Below are 21,367 nucleotides of genomic sequence, written 5' to 3'. Positions count from 1 at the left end.
GAGGCAGAGGAAGATGGTCACTGGCAAGCGCAGGACGACGGGCGGCCCGACATGTTGCCGCACGGCCTAGGCGAACAGCCTGCCCCGGTTCATCCCGGGAATCCCCCCGGTCGTGTCGACAGCTTGATGTGAGGCGTCTTCCATGTTCGATCCAGTCATAGCGCCGAGCGGCACCTTGCTCGGTCTGCTGCAGAGGGGCCGCGGCGACGGCACCCTCCACGCGCTCGCCGCGCCACGCGCCGAGGCCCTCGCGGCCCTCAACCACTGCGTGCTCGACGACCCCCGCCACGACTGGCGGGTCGAGAACCGCTCCCTCTACTACGCCCGGCTCTACCTGGACCTCCACGGAGGCCTTGAGGAGATCGAGGCGCACCTCTTCGGAGCCGAGGACCACCTCGACACCGAGGAGTCCCGGACCGGGCTCGCGCTCGCCGTCCTCGGCCACCTCGCGTCCTACGGACGCCGGGACGCCCTCGCACTGCTCCGGCGGTACGCGGCGGGCGGCGCCAACTGGGCCTGGGCCCTGGACGAGCTCGCGCTGCGCGACGACGACGCGGGCCTGCGCGCCCTCGCCGAACCCGTGCTCGCCCGCTTCCCGGCCACCCCCGAGGGCGAGGCCGAGCTGGCCGCCACCGTCCGCGACGCCTACGAGCCCCGGCCCTGGCGCCTGTGGGCCGAGGACCCGCGGCCCGCCGTCGGCGCCCGCATCACGGCCGCCCGCGAGCAGGGCTCCTTCGACCGCTGGCAGCGCCAGCTCAGCCCCGCCGGCCCCCGGCCCGGCTGGAGCGTGCGGGCCGTCCTCGACTGGGCCCAGGAAGGCCACGAGCGCGGCGCCGAACTGCACGGGCCCGCCGCCCGCTGCCTGGTCGCCGTCGCCGGACCCGAGGACCGCGAGACGATCCTCGACGCCGCCCGCGGCGGCCCGGACGGCGCCCGCTGCGCCGCCCTGCACTACCTCGCCGAGGCACAGGACCCCGCCGTCCTCGACCTCGTCGAACGCGCCGTCGGCGACGGCTCCCGCACCGTCGCGGACGCCGCCGTCGCCGCCTACGGCCGGATGTGCGGCGAGGCCGCCGTCGACCGCGCCCGCGGCTGGATCCACCGCCCCGACGAGCTCGGCGCCGCCGCCGCCGGGACGCTCGCCTGCCGCGGCGGCTCCGAGGACTCCCCCCTCGTCCTCGGCGCCCTCCGCGAGACCGTGCGCTCCCAGGGCCCCGACGCGCCCGCCCTCTACCCCCTGGTCGACGGCGCCGGCCGCCTCGGCATCGTGTGCGCCGCCCCCGTGCTGCGCCACGTCTACCGGGAGACCTCCTCCTCCCAGCTGCGCGGCCGCGCCGCCCAGGCCCTCGCCGCCACCGACGCCGGCTTCCCCACCGGCTTCGCCGTCGAGTGCCTCTGGGACTGCGAAGAGACCACCCGCGAGGTCGCCGCCCAGCACGCCGCGACCGGCGACGCCCGCGTCGCCGAACGACTGCGCCGGCTCGCCGCCGACCCCGCCGAGGAGGCGGAGGTCCAGACGGCGGTGCGCAACCGGATAGGACCGGACCTCGACCTGCAGGTCTGAGGTCGCGGCGCAGGAGTGGTACGACGGGGGTGGCCGGATGACGGCCACCCCCGCGTGCGTGGGCCGCCGAGCGGCCGGGCGGTCATGTTCGGGGAAAACGCTCATGGGACGTTTTCCGGACGTCCAGATCCACTTTGACGGGGACACGCCGGGTCCGACGACAACACGGGTATGCGTGTCGTCATCGTCACCGAGTCCTTCCCGCCCGATGTCAACGGCGTGGCCCACACGGCCCTGCAGACCGCCCGCCACCTCGTCCGCCGCGGCCACGACCCCCTGGTCGTCGCCCCCGCGGTCCCCGCATCCGCCCCGGGAACGGACGCCGACGCGCCCTGTCCCGTCGTCCGCGTCCCCTCCCTGCCGCTGCCCGGCTACCCCCAGGTACGGGTCGCCCTGCCCAGCCGCCGCGTGGCCGCCGCCATCGCCGCGCACCGCGCCGACCTCGTCCACCTGGCCAGCCCCTTCGTCCTCGGCGTGCGCGGCATGACCGCCGCCACCCGGCTCGGCCTGCCCGCCGTCGCCGTCTACCAGACCGACCTGGCCGGCTACGCCCGCACCTACATGGGCGCCGGCGAGTCCGCCGCCTGGCGCCGGCTGCGCACCGTGCACGGCGCCGCCGACCGCACCCTGGCCCCGTCCACCGCCGCCGTGGCGGACCTGGAGGCGCACGGCATCGGCCGGATACGCCTGTGGGGGCGCGGCGTCGACACCGCGCGCTTCCGCCCGGAGCTGCGCGACGAGACCCTGCGCCGCGAACTCGCCCCCACCGGCGGGACGATCGTCGGTTACGTGGGCCGGCTCGCCCCCGAGAAGCGCGTCGACCTGCTTGCCGGGGTGTGCGGGCTGCCCGGCGTACGGGTCGTGGTGGTCGGCGACGGCCCCAGCGAACCGGGCCTGCGCGCCGCCCTGCCCGGCGCCGTCTTCCTCGGCCGGCGCACCGGGGCCGACCTGGCGCGGATCTTCGCCTCGCTCGACGTGTTCGCCCACACCGGACCGTACGAAACCTTCTGCCAGACCGTGCAGGAGGCCATGGCCAGCGGCGTTGCGGTGGTCGCCCCCGCCGTCGGCGGCCCCCTCGACCTCGTCGACCACGGCACGACCGGCCTGCTCGTCCCGCCCTCCGACCCGAACGCGCTCCGCACCGCCGTCGCCTCCCTGGCCGCGGCGCCCGCGCTCCGCGCCGCGTACGGCAGGGCGGGTCGTGCCGCCGTCGAACGGCGCACCTGGGAGGCGATCGGCGACGAACGCCGCGTGCGCGGTGGGGGACGCCGATGCCCGGCCGGCGTCTGACGCGCCGCCCGCCTCGGCGGCGGCCGCCGAACCTTTTCCTGGTCCGGTGGACGCCGGCACACTCGTGGGCCCGGCCGGCCGACCGCGCATGCCCGCGGTGCCGATGCCGATGCCGGTGTCGCCTGACCTGCTGCCCGGACCGGCTGATGGCGGTGGACCCGCAGCCCCGGGGGGTCTGGAGTGCCGCCCGGCGGCGGGGACCGCGCCTGGCACCGCTCGCTTGACGGAGGCCGCCGAGCTACTGCCCGGCCCGGCGTGCCGGCCGGCACCCGGCGTTGCGCCTGCTCCGGCGGCTCGGGCCGAGCCGGGCCTGGCCCGCCCGGCGGCGGCCGGCGAGCTTGTGCCCGGTCCGGAGGAGGCAGGCGTGCTCGTGGACCCGGGCGGTCCGGATCGCCGGCCCGCGTGTGGCGTGGCGCCTGTCTCGACGGCGCCGCCCGCGGCACCGGGCGCCGGAGGGCCCCCGGCCCCCGGTTTCGCCGGGTGGGCCGCCCTGCTCGCCGAAGGGCTGCGGCCCGGCGGCGAGGACGTGGCGTTCACCAATCTCGCCGTGAGCGGGGCACAGAGCCGGGATGTGGTCGAGACGCAGTTGCCGGCCGCGCTGGCCCTGCGGCCGCAGCTGGCGTCCGTGGTGGTGGGGGTCAATGACACGCTGCGGCGGACGTTCGACATCGGGCGGCTGGCACGGCGCCTCGACCGGGTGTGCGGGGAGCTGACGGCCGCCGGGGCCGTGGTGCTGACGGCGTGTCTGCCGGATCCGGGGCGGATGCTCGGGCTGCCCGGGCCGCTCGCCCGGCCGCTGGCGCGGCGCCAGCGGGCGGTGAACGCCGTCGTCCACGCGCTGTCCGAGCGCTACGACGCGGTCCACCTGCACCTGGCCGCCCCCGGCTGGACCGAGGACCGGGCGCTGTGGAGCGCCGACCGGCTGCACCCGGGGGAGCGCGGGCACCGGGCGGTCGCCGCCGCGTTCCACCGGCTCCTCACGGAGCGCGGGCTCGCGCTCGGCCCGGCGCCGTCGCCCGAGCCGGAACAGCCGCCGCCGACCCGTACGGACGCCGTGCTGTGGCTGGCCACCGCCGGCTCCGCCTGGGTGGTGCGGCGCTGCGGAGACCTGCTGCCGCAGCTCCTCGGGCTCGCCGCCGCCGAGCTGCGGCACTCCGCGGCCGGTACCGGCGCCCTTCTCGACGCCCGCGCCGAGGCCGCCCTGGGGCGCGCCCTGCGCACCGTTCGGCCGGGCGGGGGCACCACCGACGACGCCAGGGCGTCGTCTCCCCTGGGCCCGGAGGGCCTGGGGAGCCCCGAAGCCGAAGCGCTCCGCTAGCCCCGCTCCCGGTGCGCCCCGGCGCGCCGCCCCGGACCCACGGCCCTGGTGGGCCTCGGGTCCGCCGGTACGCCTGGGCCTGGCGAGGCCTCGGAAGGGGGCACCCCGGCGGCGCCGGCGAGGCCCACGCTCAGACACCCCGGGGCCGGGGCCAGGCATGCCCAGGGCAGCCCCACCCCCTCGCGCCCCCGGCGACCCGGGCGGGAGCCCGAACACCGCCCCCGCCCCGACTCGTAAGACCCGCCCCGACCCCACCCCCGCCGCCACAATGAAGGCATGACCGGACGCTGGGAGTTCTGGATCGACCGGGGCGGCACCTTCACCGACGTCGTGGGCCGGCGGCCCGACGGGCGGCTCGTCACCCGGAAGCTGCTGTCGCACGACCCGGGCCGCCGCCACGACGCCGCCGTCGCCGGCATCCGGCTGCTCCTCGGGCTCGGGCCCGAGGAACCCGTGCCGGCCGAGCGGATCGCGGTGGTCAAGATGGGCACCACCGTCGCCACCAACGCCCTCCTGGAGCGGCGCGGCGAGCCGACCCTGCTGCTGATCACCGCCGGGTTCCGGGACGCGCTGCGCATCGCGTACCAGAACCGGCCGCGGATCTTCGACCGGCACATCGTGCTGCCCGAGGCGGTGTACGAGCGGGTCGTCGAGGTCCCCGAGCGCGTCGACGCCCACGGCCGCGTCGTCACCCCGCTGGACGAGACGGCGGTCGCCGACGCCCTGGCGGACGCCCACCGCGACGGGCTGCGCTCGGCCGCCGTGGTCCTGATGCACGGCTACCGGCACCCCGGCCACGAGACCCGGATCGCGGCGCTCGCCCGCGCCGCCGGGTTCCCGCAGGTCAGCTGCTCGCACGAGGTCAGCCCGCTGATCAAGCTGGTGCCGCGCGGGGACACCACCGTCGTGGACGCCTACCTCTCGCCGATCCTGCGCCGCTACGTCGACGAGGTCGCCCGCGAACTCGCCGGGATCCGGCTGATGTTCATGCAGTCCAACGGCGGCCTGCGGGAAGCCGCGCACTTCCGCGGCAAGGACGCCGTCCTGTCAGGACCGGCCGGCGGGGTCGTCGGCATGGCCCGCACCTCCCGGCAGGCGGGCTTCGAAAAGGTCATCGGCTTCGACATGGGCGGCACCTCCACCGACGTGTCCCACTACGCGGGCACCCTGGAGCGCGAACTCGGCACCCAGGTCGCCGGGGTGCGGATGCGGGCCCCGATGACCAGCATCCACACCGTCGCGGCCGGCGGCGGCTCCGTCCTCCACTACGACGGGCAGCGCTACCGCGTCGGCCCCGACTCGGCCGGCGCCGTCCCCGGCCCCGCCTGCTACCGGCGCGGCGGCCCGCTCACCGTCACCGACGCCAACGTGATGCTGGGCAGGATCCAGCCCGACCACTTTCCCGCCGTGTTCGGCGAGCACGGTGACCAGCCGCTCGACGCCGACGTCGTGCGCGAGCGGTTCACCGCCCTCGCCGCCGAGATCGGCGGCGGGCGCGGCCCCGAGGAGGTCGCGGCCGGCTTCCTGGAGATCGCCGTCCTCAACATGGCCAACGCCGTCAAGAAGATCTCCGTGCAGCGCGGTCACGACGTCACCCGCTACGCCCTCACCAGCTTCGGCGGCGCCGGCGGGCAGCACGCCTGCGCCGTCGCCGACGCGCTGGGCGTCGACACCGTGCTCGTACCGCCGCTCGCCGGTGTCCTCTCCGCGTACGGGATCGGGCTCGCCGACGCCACCGCCATGCGGGAGCAGTCGGTCGAGGCGGAACTCGACGCGACCGGCACGCCCGAGCGCGTCGACGGGCTGTGCGCGGACCTCGCCGACCGCACCCGGGAGGAGCTGCGCGCCGACGGACTGCCCGAGGACGCGATCACCACCCACGCGCGCGTGCTGCTGCGTTACGCGGGCACCGACGCGAGCCTGCCGGTACCGCTCGCCGCACCGGAAACGATGAAAGCCGAGTTCACAGACGTTCACCAGGCGCGGTACGGCTTCATCATGGACACACCGGTCGTCGTCGAGGCCGTCTCCGTGGAGGCGATCGGCACCGCCGGGCCGCACGGCCCCGTCACCGTGCCCGAGGGAACCCGCGACGGCGACCTCGCGCCGCGCGCCACCGTCACCACGTACAGCGGCGGCCGCACCGTCCCCACCCCGCTGCACCGCCGTGAGGACCTGCGCCCCGGCGACGCCGTCGCCGGCCCCGCGATCCTCGCCGAGGCCGACGCCACCACCGTCGTCGACCCCGGCTGGGAGACCACCGCCACCGACACCGGGCACCTGCTGCTGCGCCGCGTCACCCCGCGCCCCGCCCGCACCGCGGCCGGCACCGACGTCGACCCGGTCCTCCTGGAGGTGTTCAACAACCTCTTCATGTCCATCGCCGAGCAGATGGGCGTGCGCCTGGAGAACACCGCCCACTCCGTGAACATCAAGGAGCGGCTCGACTTCTCCTGCGCCCTCTTCGACCCCGAGGGCAACCTCATCGCCAACGCGCCCCACATCCCCGTCCACCTCGGCTCCATGGGCGAGTCCATCAAGGAGGTGCTGCGCCGCAACGAGGCCGGGGCCGAGGGCGGGGCGGCGGGCGGGCTGCGCCCGGGCGACGTCTACGCGGTCAACGACCCGTACCACGGCGGCACCCACCTGCCCGACGTCACCGTCGTCACCCCCGTCTTCGACCCCGACGGCACCGAACTCCGCTTCCTCGTCGCCTCCCGCGGCCACCACGCCGAGATCGGCGGCATCACCCCCGGCTCCATGCCCGCCTTCAGCCGCACCGTCCACGAGGAGGGCGTCCTCTTCGACAACTGGCTGCTCGTCCGCGACGGCCGGTTCCGCGAGGCCGAGACCCGGGAACTGCTCACCGGCGCCCCGTACCCCTCGCGCGACCCCGACACCAACCTCGCCGACCTGCGCGCCCAGATCGCCGCCAACGAGAAGGGCATCGAGGAACTCCACAAGACCGTCGACCAGTTCGGCCTCGACGTCGTCCACGCCTACATGCGGCACGTGCGCGCCAACGCCGAGGAGTCCGTCCGCCGCATCGTCGCGCGCCTGAAGGACGGCGCGTACCGCTACGAGACCGACGGCGGCGCGGAGATCCAGGTGACCGTCACCGTCGACCGCGAACAGCGCTCCGCCGTCCTCGACTTCACCGGCACCTCCGCCCAGCTGCCCGGCAACGCCAACGCCCCCACCTCGGTCGTCATGGCCGCCGTCCTCTACGTCTTCCGCACCCTCGTCGACGACGACATCCCGCTCAACAGCGGCTGCCTCGCCCCCCTCGACGTGCGCGTCCCCGCCGGCTCCATGCTCGCCCCCGCCTACCCGGCCGCCACCGTCGCCGGCAACGTCGAGACCTCCCAGGCCGTCACCGGCGCCCTCTACGCGGCCCTCGGCGTCCAGGCGGAGGGCTCCGGCACGATGAACAACCTCACCTTCGGCAACGACCGCGTCCAGTACTACGAGACCATCGCCAGCGGCTCCGGAGCCGGGGACGGCTTCCGCGGCGCCGACGCCGTCCAGACCCACATGACCAACTCCCGGCTCACCGACCCCGAGGTCCTGGAATGGCGCCACCCCGTCCGGGTCGACGCCTTCACCGTCCGCGAGGACAGCGGCGGCCGCGGCCACTGGCACGGCGGCGCCGGCGTCGAGCGCCGCATCCGCTTCCTCGAACCCATGACGATCGCCCTCCTCACCGGCCACCGCCGCATCCCCCCTTACGGCATGGCCGGCGGCGAACCGGGCGCCCTCGGCACCAACACGATCGAACGCGCCGCCGGCACCGTCGACCACCTGGCGGGCGTCGACACCACCGACGTCGGCATCGACGACGTCCTCGTCGTCCGCACACCGGGAGGCGGGGGTTACGGCCCGCCGCCCCTGTGACGGGGGTCGGGCAAAACTTCAGCCTCGCCGGCGTTTGAGGCGCGGGGGTCCGGGGGCGGAGCCCCCGGTTTCGGCAAGGGGCGGGGTGGGGGAACAGCCCCGCGGGCCCCCCGCCGCTACGCGTACGGCACGAACCGCACCGGTGTTCCCGGCGCCGCCTGGGCCGTCGACGGCAGGTCGTGCTCGTGGACCACGGCCACCACCGGGTAGCCGCCGGTGGTGGGGTGGTCGGCGAGGAAGATGACCGGGCGGCCGTCCGGGGGGACCTGGACGGCGCCCAGGGGCATGCCCTCGCTGGGGAGTTCGCCCGGGACGGCGCGTTCCAGGGCGGGGCCCTCGGTGCGCAGGCCGATGCGGTTGCCGGCCGGGGACACGCGCCACGCGCGCGTGGCGAGGGCGTGGAGCGCCGCAGCGGTGAACCAGGAGTGGCGCGGGCCGAGCCGGACGCGCAGGACCAGTTCGTCGGGCGGCCCCGGCCACGGCGGGGCGTCGACCCGTCCCCGTACCGCCGCCGGAACCGGCGCGGGCCCCAGCGGCAGCACCGCGCCGTCCGTCAGCGGCGCCGGGCCGAGGCCGGAGAGGAGGTCGGTGGAGCGGCTGCCGAGGACCGGGTCGACCGCGATCCCGCCGCCGAACCCCACGTACGAGCGCACCCCGCGCACCGCCGCGCCCACGTCCAGGAGTTGTCCGGCGCCGACCCGTACCGGGGCGCCCCACGCGGCGGGCCGCCCGTCCACCCGTACCGGACAGGGGGCGCCGCCCACCACGACCGTCACCGCCCGGCGCGGCCGTACCGCGCAGCCGGTGAGCGTGGTCTCCAGGACGGCCGCGGAATCGGCGTTGCCGAGGAGCCGGTTGACCAGGCGTACGGCACCGGGGTCCAGGGCCCCGGAGCGCGGCACGCCCAGGTGGGCGTGGCCCGGGCGGCCGAGGTCCTGCACGGTGGTCAGCGCCCCGGCCCGTACGACGGCGACGGCACGGTCGGTCATCGGCCCGCCACCGTGAACCGGACCCGGGTGCCGGGGGAGAGCAGCGCGGCCGGCTCGCGCGCCGTGTCCCACAGCGTCGCGTCGGTCCGCCCGATCAGCTGCCAGCCGCCCGGCGAGGAGCGCGGATAGACCCCGGTGTACGGCCCCGCCAGCGCGACCGAACCGGCCGGCACCGCGGTGCGCGGGGTGACCCGGCGCGGCACCCCGTACCGCTCGCCGAGCCCGGTCAGGTAGCCGAAGCCCGGCGCGAACCCGCAGAACGCCACCCGGAATTCGGTTCCGGCATGGATCCGTACGGCCGCCTCCACCGACACTCCCCACAGGGCGGCGACCTCGGCCAGGTCGGGCCCGTCGTAGCGCACCGGAAGCACCACGGACGCCGCCACGCGCGCGTGGAGCGGCGGAACGTCCCAGGAGCGCAGCTCGGCCGCGAGCCGGTCCGGCGCGGCGACCCCCTCCAGGAGCACGGTCCGGGCGGCCGGCACGATCTCCCGCACCCCGCCGAGCAGACCGGCTGCCCGGCGGCGCAGCAGCTCGGCGTGGAAGGCCTCGGTGGCCTCCCCGCTCACCAGCTCGACGAGCAGCCCGCGCTCGCCGACCCGGAAGACCTCACGGGCCCTCATGCGAAGGCCTCCACCCGGACCCCGGCGGACTCCAGGGCCGACCGCACCCGGTGCGCCAGGTCCACGGCACCGGGCGTGTCGCCGTGCAGACACAGCGAGCGCGCCCGTACGGCGACCGGGCTGCCGCAGTGCGCGCCGACCGTCCCGAACCGGGCCATGGACACCGAGCGCTCCACCACCTCGGCCGGGTCGTGCAGCACGGCGCCCTCCTGCCCCCGGGGCAGCAGCGTGCCGTCCGCCCGGTAGGCCCGGTCGCCGAACGCCTCGCCGACCACCGGCAGTCCGGCCACCGCCGCGGCCTCGTGCAGCCGCGAGCCGGGCAGGCCGAGCACCGGAAGCCCGGGGGAGGCGAGCAGCACCCCGGAGACGACCGCCGCCGCCTGCTCCGCGTCGCGCACCACCCGGTTGTAGAGCGCGCCGTGCGGCTTCACGTACGCCACGGTGGCGCCGGCCGCGCGGGCGAACACCTCCAGGGCGCCGATCTGGTACGCGACCTCCGCGGCCAGCTCGGCGGGCGGCACGTCCATGGCGCGCCGCCCGAAGCCCGCCAGGTCGCGGTAGGAGACCTGGGCCCCGATCCGTACCCCGCGCTCCGCGGCCAGCGCGCACACCCGGCGCATGGTCGCCGCGTCCCCGGCGTGGAAGCCGCAGGCCACGTTGGCGCTGGTGACCACCGAGAGCAGCCGCTCGTCGTCGGTGAGCGTCCAGCGGCCGAAGCCCTCGCCGAGGTCGGCGTTGAGGTCGATCGAGACCCGGGTCATCAGAGGTTCTCCTTCCTTGGCCCCGCGTGCGGGCACTGTGCGGGTGCGGGTGCGGGTGCGGGTGCGGATCCGGGGGTGGGGGTGTTCAGGTCAGTTCCCTGCCGCGGGTCTCGGGCAGGCCGAGCAGCGCGAGCACCGCCAGGCCGTAGCCGACCGCGCCGAACACCAGGGCTCCGCCCACGCCCCAGCTCTCCGAGAGGAAGCCGACGAGGGTGGGGAAGAGGGCGCCGACCGCGCGGCCGGTGTTGTAGGTGAGGCCCTGCCCGGTGCCGCGCACCGCCGTCGGGTACAGCTCGGCGAGGAAGGAGCCGAAGCCGCTGAAGATCGCCGACATGCAGAAGCCGAGCGGGAAGCCGAGCACGAGCAGCAGGTCGTTCGCGCCGGGCGGCAGGTGGGTGTAGGCGAGGACGGCGGCCGCGGAGAGCACGGCGAAGAGCGCGATGTTCTTCTTCCGTCCGAGTACGTCGGTGAGGTGCCCGCCGGTCAGATAGCCGAGGAAGGCGCCGGAGATCAGGAAGGCGAGGTAGCCGCCGGTGCCGACCACGGTGAGCCCGCGCTCGGTCTTGAGGAAGGTCGGCACCCAGGTGGCCAGCGTGTAGTAGCCGCCCTGCACGCCGGTGGACAGCAGCACCGCGAAGAGCGTGGTGCGCAGCAGCGGCCCGCGCAGGACGGCGGTGAACGAGCCCCGGTCGGCGCTCGCCCGGCGCACCGCGGCCGCCTGCGGCGCGTCCTCGACATGGCGCCGGACGAAGACCACGAGCAGCGCGGGCAGCGCGCCGGTCCAGAACATGACCCGCCAGGCGGTGTCGGCGTCCACGAAGCGGAAGACCAGGGTGTAGACGATCACCGCGAGCGCCCAGCCGGCCGCCCAGGCGCTCTGGACGCCGCCGAGGGTACGGCCCCGGTGCCGGGCGGAGGCGTACTCGGCGACCAGGATCGCGCCGACCGCCCACTCGCCGCCGAAGCCGAGGCCCTGCAGCGCCCGGAAGACCATCAGCGTCTCGTAGTTCGGCGCGAAGCCGCACAGCACGGTGAAGAGCGCGTACGTGACGACGGTGACGAGCAGCGCCCGCACCCGGCCGACGCGGTCGGCGAGGATCCCGGCGAGCGCGCCGCCGACCGCCGAGACCACCAGCGTGACGGTGGTGAGGAGTCCGGTCTGGCCCTTGTCGAGGCCGAAGTACGCGGCAATGGCCACCATCGACAGCGGCAGTGTGAAGAAGTCGTACGAATCCAGGGCATAGCCGCCGAAAGCGCCGGCGAAGGCGCGCCGGCCGCGCGGGCCGAGCGCGCGCAGCCAGGCGAACGCGCCCTGGTCGTCGGGGCGTTCGCCCGTCGTCTGGCGTGGGGTCTGGGTCGTGCTCATCTGCACCTCGCAGGAGGAAGGGGAGGGTGCGGGAGAGACGTGCCGAAGTCGTCGTTCAATGTAGGGATCGTTCAACAATCCGACAAGCCTCGCGGAGGCACGTTCTTGTCTCGCGGGAGCTCCTGCGCTTGACTCGGCGGCGTACGACGCGGAGGAGACGAGGCACGATGGACCCGATCGGCGAACTGGCGGACGACCGCGCCCTGCTGGGCCGCACCAGCACGGCGGAGCGGGTCGCCGACATCCTGCGCACCCGGATCGCCGAGGGCTTCTTCCCGCCCGGCACCCGGCTCTCCGAGGACGGCATCGGCGGCGCCCTCGGGGTGTCCCGCAACACCCTGCGCGAGGCCTTCCGGCTGCTCACCCACGAGCGGCTGCTCGTCCACCGGCTCAACCGGGGGGTGTTCGTCCGGGTCCTCACGGTGGACGACGTGGCCGACCTCTACCGCACCCGGCGGCTCGTCGAATGCGCTGTCGTACGGGGTCTGGGCCTGGGCCTGGAAGAGCCGCTGTTCGTCCTCGACGCGCTGGCCGCCGCCGTCGCCGAGGGCCAGGAGGCGGCGCGGAACGGCGACTGGAAGGGGGTCTCCACCGCCAACATCCACTTCCACCGCGAACTGGTCGCCCTGGCCGGCAGCGCCCGCACCGACGAGCTGATGCGCGGCGTCCTCGCCGAACTCCGGCTCGCCTTCCACGTCGTGGACGACGCCCGCGCGCTCCACGAGCCCTACCTCCAGCGGAACCGGGAGATCCTGGACGCCCTGGAGAGCGGCCGGTTCGACCGCGCCGAACAGCTCCTCGCCGGTTACCTCGACGACTCCCGGACCCGGATCGTGGCGGCGTACGCGAAGGCGGTCGACGCCCCGGAGGTGTGATGGGCGCCACAGTTGTTGTGGTGGGCGGGGCCGACCGCACAGGCGGTACGGGTGGGGTGCCCCGGTACCCGGACCCGCGCCGGGTCCATAGCCGCCCGCCGCGCGCCCGTTCCGGCCCGGCGCCCGTTCCGGCGCGGCGCCCCGCCGAGGGGCGCACACCCCCGGTCGTATAAGCGCCGTTTCGACCGTTGTCAGTGCGAGGACCTACTCTGTGCACCGTGACTTCGCCTGCCTCGACGGACCTCGCTCCGCCCCAGCTCAGCGCGGGGCCGCGGCCCGCGCAGGGCCCGGCCGCCGACGAAGGGCTCGCGCGGCGCCTCCGCGCGCTCGCGTGCACCGCTCCGCTGCACGACCTCGACGCGCGCAAGGCCAACCTGGCCGGCGAGTACTCGGTCTACGCGATGGCCGAGGTCGCCCTCGCCGCGATCGACCTGGTCACGCTCAACATGGACTTCGACACCGGCGCCGACCACGAGCAGATAGTGGCCCGCCTGCTGCCCCGCGTCGCCGCCCAGGCCCCCGAGCGCCCCGCCGCCGAGCACGAGCGGGTCGCCCGCTGGGTCCTGGAGAACCTGATCAACGTCGGCAGCGTCGACCGCGGCTTCCGCGCGGTCTACGGCACGTTCGGCGCCGACGGCGTCTACACGCGTCGCGACTACGACTTCAAGCTCATCGAAGAGGTCCCCGGCTACGGCGGCGGGGTGTACCTGCGCACCACCGACGAGGCGGTCAACGTCCTGGTCGGCGCCCTCGACACCGACGTCACCAGCGCCCAGATCGCCGCCGAGGTCAAGCTGGAGGTCCTGATCAGCCGGGGCCGCCTCGCCGACGCGCAGCTCGCCGCCGAGCAGGCCCGCTACCGCACCGTGCAGTACGCGGAGACCCTCCGGAAGACCCTGGAGGCCACCCGGCGCAACGTCCGCGCGGTCGACTGGCTCAACACCGTGCCCGACATGATCGCCGAGGCGCTCGACCACGTCGCCGACCGCTACCGCCACGAGAACGCGATCCTCACCAACATCCGCAAGGCCCGCGACGAGGCCGAGGCCGCGACCGACGCCAGGACCGCCGAGCACAAGCGGCGCGCCGCCGAGCTCGTCGACATCGTCAAGGACTGCATCCGCCGCCACACCCAGCTGCAGTCCCGCCTCCTGGAGGCCGGCCCGCTGTTCCGCGCCGAGCAGGACCGCCAGGCCTTCGCCGCGCCCACCGCGTACACCGGACTCGACCTCTACGGACAGCTGGTCGCCCCGGTCCTCCCGCTCCCCGTCGAGCAGGCCACCCGGGTCACCGACGCCTTCTTCGCTCGCGGCACCGGACTGCGCACCCCCGCCGCCGTGCGCGTCGGCGACCTGGTCGACCTGCTCCTCACCCCGCCCGTGGAGCGCCAGCACCTCGGCGCCGAGATGCCCGAGCCGGACCTCATCGCCACCCCCGACGACAGCCGCTTCAGCGACGAGCAGCTGGCCGCCGCCATGGAGCTGCTCGACCTGGAGCACGACGCCCCGCGCCGGCTCTCCGGACTCCTCGCCGAGGCCCGCCGGGGCGGCGACCCCGACCTCGCCTACCTGGTGGCGCTGCTCGCCGTGCACGCCGCCAGCCCCCCGGTCGGCACCGCCTACCGCCAGGGCGAGGAGCGCCTGCTCTTCGCCGTCGACGACGGCACCCCGCTCGACGACCCCGAGTTCGGCGGCGCCGACCTCATCGTGGGCACCGCCCTCCTCGACGCCGTGGGCATGGCCGCCGACCGCACGGAGGCTTCGTGACGCCGCCGGTCCCGGAGGACGACACCTCCGCCGCGCCGCCCGTGCCTGCCCCGCCTGCCGCGTCCGGGCCGCGCGTGGCCCGGGTGGTCGTCGCGCGCCCGAGCGCCATGGACGGGCCGCCGGCCACCGCGGCGCCCGAGCCCACGCCCCAGAACGGCCCGCTCGTCCGCCCCATCGACCTCGGCGCCCCGCCTCCACCCCTCACCCGCATCCACGTCCGCCCCGTCCCACTCCCCGGCACCCGCCGCCCCACCCCCGCTCCGTCCGCCCCCCTCCCACCCGTCAGGGTGACACCCGTACGCCTCCCCCTCCCCGAAGCCCGCCCCAAGCCCGCGGACCCTACGCGGCCCGGCCGGACGTCGACCGTCCCCGCCCCGACCGCCCCAGCCACCCCCGCCGAGTACGCAACCCCCGCCCCCACCGACCCCGCGTCACCGAACAACCGCACCGAGGAGCCCCAGCCGTGAGCGAACACCACGTCGAGCACGCCGACGCGTGGAGCGAGCCGGAGGCCCCCCGGACGCCGGCCGCGCCCGCCGTGCTGACCCCGGCCGACGCGGCCGACGCCGCGCGGCTCGTCTCCTTCGGGCTTCAGCCCAAGCTGTTGCCGGCCCGCGACCACGAGTACGCGGAACTGCTGCGGCGCTACCGCGAGGACCCCGCGTTCGCCCGGCTCGCCGATGCCGTCGCCACCGGGCTCGGCCTGGTCGTCCTGGAGGTGTCGCCGCGGGCCGGGATGGCCGTGACGGCCGGCGAGGACTCCGTGTTCGCCGTCCGCATGGGCGACTACGCGCGCCGCGCCTCCACCGACTCCGCCGACCGGTTCCTGCACGGCCTCGCGCACCTCGCGGTCGCCGCGATGGCCTTCCCGCGCCCCGAGGACCTGGCCGACGACGGCTACATCGGCCGGCTCACCGTCAACGGCGTCGACGCCTTCGTCCGCCAGGCCTGCCGCCGCCTGGAGGAGCGCGCCGAGCAGGACGGGGAGAACACCGACCCGGCCACCGACGCCCCCGGCCTGGAGGCCGCCTGGCGGATCTACGCCCGGCGCAGCTCCACCGGCGCCACCAAGGACGCCCGCCGCCTGGCCGGCTCGACCACCGGCATCGTCGGGAAGGCCGTCGCCTTTCTCACCGACTCCGGCTTCCTGCAGCGCACCGGCGACGAGTCCGGCGGTTCCTACCGCACCACCGCCCGCTACCAGCTCCAGGTCCGTGACATGGCCGGCAGCGCCGCCCTGGCCGAGCTGCTCGACCTGGGCGTCGTCCCCGTCAGCGACGGCTCCGCGACCCTCCTGCCGCCGCCCGAGGGCGACGACCTGGAGATCGCGGCTGACGCCGGCCTGCCCTTCCACGGCTGACCGCCCCCGTAATCGACCACTCCCAGCACGAGAGTCCGCCGCAATGTACGAGCTGTCCCGGGTCCGCCTCTACTCCATCGGACCGGCCGGTGCCCGCTACGCCGACACCGTCCTGGACCTGCGCGGGGTCGGCGCGCCGGTGCCCCACCCCGCGCCCACCCAGGCGGAGTTCTTCGAGGAGGAGCCGGTCGGCCCGCCGCGCCGCCCCGCCCCCGCCGGCGTGCTCTTCCTGGAGAACGGCGGCGGCAAGTCCGTCCTGCTCAAGCTGATCTTCTCGGTGATGCTCCCGGGCCACCGCAACACCCTCGGCGGCGCCAGCTCCGGCGTGCTGCGCAAGTTCCTGCTCGCCGACGACTGCGGCCATGTCGCCCTGGAATGGCAGCACACCCTCACCGGCGAGCTGGTCGTCGTCGGCAAGGTCAGCGAGTGGCGCGGCCGCCAGGTCTCCAACGACCCGCGGAAGTTCGCCGAGGCCTGGTACTCCTTCCGCCCCGGCCCCGGCCTCAGCCTGGACAACCTGCCGGTCGCCGAGGCCACCTCCGTGCGCCCCGCCGCCGAGGGCGCCTCCGGCGCCACCGGCCGCCGCCGCACCATGAAGGGCTTCCGCGACGCCCTCACCGAGGCGGGCAAGGCCTACCCGCACCTGGAGGTGTACTGGGAGGAGATCCACGACCGCTGGAACGAGCACCTCGGCGACCTCGGCCTCGACCCCGAACTCTTCCGCTACCAGCGCGAGATGAACGCCGACGAGGGCGAGGCCGCCGGCCTCTTCGCGGTCAAGAAGGACTCCGACTTCACCGACCTGCTGCTCCGCGCCGTCACCGACACCCGCGACACCGACGGCCTCGCCGACCTGGTCAGCGGCTTCGGCAACAAGCTCGGCCGGCGCGCCGAACTCACCGCCGAACGCGACTTCACCGCCGGCTCCGTCGACCTCCTCGGCCGCATCGTCGAGGCCGCCGGCACGCGCGCCCGGGCCCGCGACGTGCACGCCGGCGCCGAGCGCCGCACCCGCACCCTGGCCCGCCGGCTCTCCGCCCGTGCCGCCCAGGAGCGCGGCCGCACCGCCGAACTCGCCCAGCAGGTCACCGAGGCCGCCCACGCCGTCTCCGAGGCCGAGACCGCGCGCGGCCGCAGCGCCCTCGTCGCCGCCGAACTCGCCTACCGGCACGCCTCGCTGGCGCTCACCGCCGCCGAGAAGGGCGCCGCAGCCCAGCGCCGCGAGCTCACCGACGCCCGCACCCTGCACTCCGCCTGGCAGGCCGCCGAGTCCGTGCTCCGCCACCGCGCCGCGAGCGACCGCTCCGCCCGCGTCGCCGCCGCCATCCGCGAGGCCGAGCGGGACGCCGCCCCGGCGCTCGCCGCCCGCGCCAAGGCCGCGGCCGATCTCGTACGGGCGCTGGCCTCCGCCGCCGAGGAGGGCGAGCGGCAGGCCGCCGAGGAGGAGGAGCGTTCCGCCGTCCTCCAGGAGACCGGCGAGGCCGCCCACCGCGACGCCACCGCCGCCGCCACCGACGCCCAGCGGGCCCGCAGCGAGGCCGGCCATCTGCGCCAGCGGCTCGCCGAGGTCGAGCAGGAGACCGCCGAGGCCGTCCGGGCCGGCTGGCTCGACGACACCGCGCCCGACGCCGACCCGGCCCGCGCCGCGCTCGCCGCCAGCGACGCCGAGAAGACCACCGTCGCCGCCTGGGACGCGGCCCGCGAGGCCGCCCGCAGCGCCACCGAGCGGGCCCGCGAGGCCGCCGCCGCCGAGTCCCGCGCCGAACTCGCCGCCGCCCGCGCCGCCGACGCGGCCGAGGCCGCCGAGAACGCCTACGACGCCGAGCGCCGCGCCGCCGAGTCCCTGGCCGCCGACCCGCGCCTGGCCGAACTGCTGAGCCTGCCGGGCGCGACGCCCGACGCGGGCGGCTCGTCGCTGCCGGGGCAGCGGAGCGGCGCCTCCGGCCCTGACGGCTCGGCCCACGGCCAGTCAGATCCGGGCACGGCCGGCAGCGGGCCCGCCGCCGGCAGGGCGAGCGGCCACGAGCCCGACGGTCCCGGCACGGGCCGCACCGAGGACGGCCACGGCCGCCGCGCGCCCGCGACCGGCGCGGCCTTCGGCCTCGCCGCCGCCTCCGACCGCGCCCAAGGCCCCCTCACCGTCACCGACTTCGACCGCTACGCCGACGAACTGCGCGGCCTGCTCGACCAGTCGATCGCCTCCGCCGAGCGCCAGCTCTTCGACCTGCGCACCGCCGCCGCCGACGACAACCGCATCCTCGGCGCCCTCGGCGACGGCGGTCTGCTGCCGCCCGGCCCCGACGTGCTCGCCACCGTCGAGTACCTCGGTGAGCACGGCATCCCGGCCCTCCCCGGCTGGCGCTATCTCGCCCAGGCCGTCGACCCCGCCGACCACGCCGCCGTGCTCGCCGCCCGCCCCGAGCTCGTCGACGGCGTCGTGATCACCGACCCCGTCTCGTACACCCGGGCCCGCGAAGTCCTGGGCGGCGCCGCGCTGCTGCCCCGCTCCACCGTCGCCGTCGGCACGGCCGCCGCGCTGCTCGCCCCCGTACCCGCGCCGGAGACCGGCCAGGAGACGGACGTCTTCCTCGTCCCGCCGAACCCGGCCATGCACGACGAGCACGCCGCCGACGAGGAACGCCAGACACTGCGCGCCCGCGCCGCCGCCCGTGACGAGGAGATCCGCACCCTCGCCGCCCGGCTCACCGGCGACCGCTCGCTCGCCGCCCGGATCGGCGCCTGGCGCGCCGACTGCCCGCCCGGCATGCTGACCGAGCTCGCCTCCGTGGCCGCCGCCGCCCGCACCACCGCCGAGACCGCCGACGCCACCCTCGCCGAAGCCCGTACGGTACGAGCCGAGGCCGACGAGGCCGCCGCCGACGCCACCCGGGTCCGCGACGAACGCCAGGAGGCCGCCCAGCGCGCCCGCCGCGCCGCCGACGCGCTGGCCGGACTCGCCTTCCGGCTCCGCGAGCGTTCCGCCTGGCAGGCCAAGCTCCGCGAACTCGCCGACGAGGCCACCGAGTCCGAGGCCCGCGCCCAGACCTGCCTGGAGCGCGCCCGCGCCGCCGACGAGGACCGCCGCGCCGCGCAGCGCGCCGCCGACGACGCCCACCGCACCGCCCGCGCGCTGCGCGCCGAGCGCGCCGAGATCGCCGGCGCCCCCGAGAACCTCCCCGAGGAGGACGCCGACGCCCCGCGCGCCGCGCTCCCCACCCTCCGCGAGGCCTACCGGGCCGCCTCCCAGGTGTACGAGAAGGTCGGCGTCGGCGCCGACCTGCGCGCCGAGCAGGCCCGCGCCGAGAGCGACGAGTCCGCCGCCCTCGCCGAGCTCGACCGGCTCACCAACAAGGTCCGCACCCGCGCCGAGCAGCTCCTGGAGTCCACCGACGGCGCCGACGGCCCGTCCCGCCAGGCCGCCGCGGCCCGCGCCGAGGCGCTGGTGCAGAAGCTGGAGACCCGTGCCTCCGAGGCCAGCGAGAAGCTGGGCCGGCTGCGCGGCGAGGCCGAGCGGCTCGCCCCCGAGGACGGCGAGGCGCACACCGAGCTGCCCGAGGAGCTCGTCCCGGCCGACGCCGAGCACGCCCAGACCCTGCTGCGCGGAGCCACCACCGAACTCGCCGCCCGCACCGACGCCCTGGAGGCCGCGCGCGCCGCGCACACCGGCCTGCTCCAGGCCCACCGGGCCGCCGAGGACGCCGCCGGCGGCTTCGACGAGACCGCCGCCCTGCTGCGCGACCTGCTCCGCGACCACGCGGAGGAGGATCAGGAGGAGCCCGAGCCGTACCCGGGCCCGCTGGCCGAGGCCCGTACCTCGGCGGCGGAGGCCCGCCGTTCGCTGCGCGGCTGCGCCGCCGACCTGTCCGCCGCGGACGCCGCCGTCCGCGAGGCCGGCGACATCCTCGTACGGCATGCCAACGCGACCCGCTTCGAGCAGGTCCGCACCCCGGCCCGGCAGCAGATCCGCGAACTGCCCGCCGCCGCGCTGCCCGAGCACGCCGCCAAGTGGGCCGAGGCCTTCGCACCGCGCCTTCGGGTGCTCACCGACGAACTGGCGCAGCTGGAGCGCAACCGCGACTCGATCGTGGACCGGCTGCGCGGCCTGGTGGAGTCGGCGCTCACCACGCTGCGCTCCGCCCAGCGCCTGTCCCGGCTGCCCGAGGGCCTGGGGGAGTGGTCGGGCCAGGAGTTCCTGCGGATCCGCTTCGAGGAGCCCGACCAGGCCACGCTCACCGAGCGGCTCGGCGAGGTCATCGACGAGGCCACCCGCGCCGCCGTCAAGAAGAACTCCGACCTGCGCCGGGACGGCATGTCCCTGCTGCTTCGCGGCGTCCAGGCCGCCCTGGAACCCAAGGGCATCGCCGTGGAGATCCTCAAGCCGGACGCGGTGCTGCGCGCCGAGCGCGTCCCCGTCGGACAGATGGGCGACGTCTTCTCCGGCGGCCAGCTGCTCACCGCCGCCATCGCCCTCTACTGCACGATGGCCGCGTTGCGCTCCAACGACCGGGGCCGCGACAAGCACCGGCACGCCGGCACCCTGTTCCTGGACAACCCGATCGGCCGCGCCAACGCCACGTATCTCCTCGAACTCCAGCGGGCGGTGTCGGACGCGCTCGGCGTCCAGCTGCTCTACACGACCGGTCTGTTCGACACGACCGCGCTCGCCGAGTTCCCGCTGGTGATCCGGCTGCGCAACGACGCGGACCTGCGGGCCGGTCTGAAGTACATCAGCGTGGAGGAGCACCTGCGGCCGGGTCTGCCGCAGCAGCGCACCGAGGGCGAGACGATCCACGGCGAGATCACGGCGACCCGGGTGTTCCGCCGTACACCGGCGGAGCAGCCGGCGCCCGACGCCGAGCAGTAGAGCCCCCGGACGCACGACGGCCCGGCATCCCCCGAAGGGGAGCCGGGCCGTCGGCCGTTCTCGTGCGCCGCTCAGGCGGCGTCGGTGAGCACCCGGCCGTCCTCGGCGGCGCGCTCCGCGGCCGGCTCCCCGCCCGCCACCCGCTCACCCTTCTTCACGCTCGCGGTCTTCTCCGCACGCGCGGTCTTCGTCGCCCTCGCGGACTTCTTCACGCTCGCGCTCTTCTTCGCCTCAGAGCGGGCGGCCCGCTCCTGGCGGCGCCGCTCGCGCCGCGCCTGGCGCGCCACGCTGCTCGGCTCCGACACGACCCCGTTGCGCTGGCGCCAGACCTGACGGGTCACCCACACGTCCAGGACGCTCCACGTGGCGACGACCGTGCTGGCGACGCTCGACACGGTCAGCGGGAAGGCGAGCCAGGAGCCGGTCACCGAACAGAAGAAGGCGACCATCGCCTGTATCAGCGTCACCGAGGTGAGGAGCACCGCGCGCACCGCGGCGGTGCGCACCGGATCCGGTAGCCGGTTCCGGCCCCGGTCGTCCTCCACCCACAACTGCCGCACCGGCCGCGCCTCGTGGCCCATCGCGCCCTCACTCCCCACCACGGATGTCTCCAGGGTGACTGCTGCCCGTCTTGGGTCGCTTTACGCGGACACAACCCCCCCGGTACAGAATGACGTACGCGTGGGGGAAAAGGTTT

At 76.1% G+C, this 21,367-nt stretch carries 14 protein-coding genes; 9 read left to right on the top strand and 5 right to left on the bottom strand.

Translation table 11 applies throughout. The features are described from left to right. Positions 1-142 precede the first annotated feature (142 nt). From KV205_RS26155 to KV205_RS26140, 4 genes are all read left to right on the top strand, one after another. A complete protein-coding gene (locus tag KV205_RS26155; RefSeq protein ID WP_265867075.1) occupies positions 143-1,564 on the top strand; it encodes a HEAT repeat domain-containing protein in 1,422 nt (473 codons plus the stop codon). A 171-nt stretch (positions 1,565-1,735) separates the two neighbouring features. Continuing rightward, positions 1,736-2,854, top strand: coding sequence for a glycosyltransferase family 1 protein (locus KV205_RS26150; protein ID WP_265867074.1), 1,119 nt, complete (start codon positions 1,736-1,738; stop codon positions 2,852-2,854). A 409-nt stretch (positions 2,855-3,263) separates the two neighbouring features. Beyond that, entirely contained in the window at positions 3,264-4,172 is a 909-nt protein-coding gene (locus KV205_RS26145) for an SGNH/GDSL hydrolase family protein (protein ID WP_265867172.1), read from the top strand. A 276-nt stretch (positions 4,173-4,448) separates the two neighbouring features. Then, positions 4,449-8,066, top strand: a complete 3,618-nt coding sequence (locus tag KV205_RS26140) for a hydantoinase B/oxoprolinase family protein (protein WP_265867073.1) — start codon at positions 4,449-4,451, stop codon at positions 8,064-8,066. Positions 8,067-8,182: 116 nt separating this feature from the next. Here the strand turns inward: KV205_RS26140 and KV205_RS26135 are convergent, their stop codons facing one another. From KV205_RS26135 to KV205_RS26120, 4 genes are all read right to left on the bottom strand, one after another. Then, positions 8,183-9,055, bottom strand: a complete 873-nt coding sequence (locus KV205_RS26135; protein WP_265867072.1) for a biotin-dependent carboxyltransferase family protein — start codon at positions 9,053-9,055, stop codon at positions 8,183-8,185. Next, positions 9,052-9,678, bottom strand: a complete 627-nt coding sequence (locus tag KV205_RS26130) for an allophanate hydrolase subunit 1 (protein ID WP_265867071.1) — start codon at positions 9,676-9,678, stop codon at positions 9,052-9,054. Before KV205_RS26130 ends, KV205_RS26135 begins: the two co-directional genes overlap by 4 nt. Beyond that, positions 9,675-10,439, bottom strand: coding sequence for a LamB/YcsF family protein (locus KV205_RS26125; RefSeq protein WP_265867070.1), 765 nt, complete (start codon positions 10,437-10,439; stop codon positions 9,675-9,677). The genes KV205_RS26130 and KV205_RS26125 overlap by 4 nt, the downstream gene beginning before the upstream one ends. Before the next feature lie 85 nt (positions 10,440-10,524). Beyond that, on the bottom strand, positions 10,525-11,805 hold the full coding sequence (locus KV205_RS26120; protein ID WP_265867069.1) for an MFS transporter: 1,281 nt from the start codon (positions 11,803-11,805) through the stop codon (positions 10,525-10,527). A gap of 167 nt (positions 11,806-11,972) precedes the next feature. Here KV205_RS26120 and KV205_RS26115 point away from each other — a divergent pair, with 167 nt between their 5' ends. The 5 genes from KV205_RS26115 (at position 11,973) to KV205_RS26095 (ending at position 20,670) form a co-directional block, all read left to right on the top strand. Beyond that, positions 11,973-12,680, top strand: a complete 708-nt coding sequence (locus tag KV205_RS26115) for a GntR family transcriptional regulator (RefSeq protein WP_265867068.1) — start codon at positions 11,973-11,975, stop codon at positions 12,678-12,680. 218 nt (positions 12,681-12,898) lie between these two features. Further along, positions 12,899-14,446 carry a hypothetical protein gene (locus tag KV205_RS26110; protein ID WP_265867067.1) on the top strand — a complete coding sequence of 516 codons (1,548 nt, stop codon included), beginning with the start codon at positions 12,899-12,901 and terminating at the stop codon, positions 14,444-14,446. Then, positions 14,443-14,913 (top strand): hypothetical protein, encoded by a 471-nt coding sequence (locus KV205_RS26105; RefSeq protein WP_265867066.1) that lies wholly within the window; start codon positions 14,443-14,445, stop codon positions 14,911-14,913. The genes KV205_RS26110 and KV205_RS26105 overlap by 4 nt, the downstream gene beginning before the upstream one ends. Then, positions 14,910-15,806 (top strand): hypothetical protein, encoded by an 897-nt coding sequence (locus KV205_RS26100; protein ID WP_265867065.1) that lies wholly within the window; start codon positions 14,910-14,912, stop codon positions 15,804-15,806. The genes KV205_RS26105 and KV205_RS26100 overlap by 4 nt, the downstream gene beginning before the upstream one ends. A gap of 43 nt (positions 15,807-15,849) precedes the next feature. After that, complete coding sequence (locus KV205_RS26095) at positions 15,850-20,670, top strand: hypothetical protein (RefSeq protein ID WP_265867064.1); 4,821 nt, start codon at positions 15,850-15,852, stop codon at positions 20,668-20,670. Between the two features lie 71 nt (positions 20,671-20,741). Here the strand turns inward: KV205_RS26095 and KV205_RS26090 are convergent, their stop codons facing one another. Next, the gene (locus KV205_RS26090; protein WP_265867171.1) at positions 20,742-21,251 is read right to left on the bottom strand and encodes a hypothetical protein; all 510 of its coding nucleotides are present in this window, start codon (positions 21,249-21,251) and stop codon (positions 20,742-20,744) included. Between the last annotated feature and the right edge of the window lie 116 nt (positions 21,252-21,367).

This window comes from Streptomyces sp. SKN60, assembly GCF_026236535.1.
Taxonomy (GTDB): Bacteria; Actinomycetota; Actinomycetes; order Streptomycetales; family Streptomycetaceae; genus Streptomyces.
Note: the sequence above shows the minus strand (reverse complement) of the source record. Positions and strands in the feature narration are given on the sequence as shown.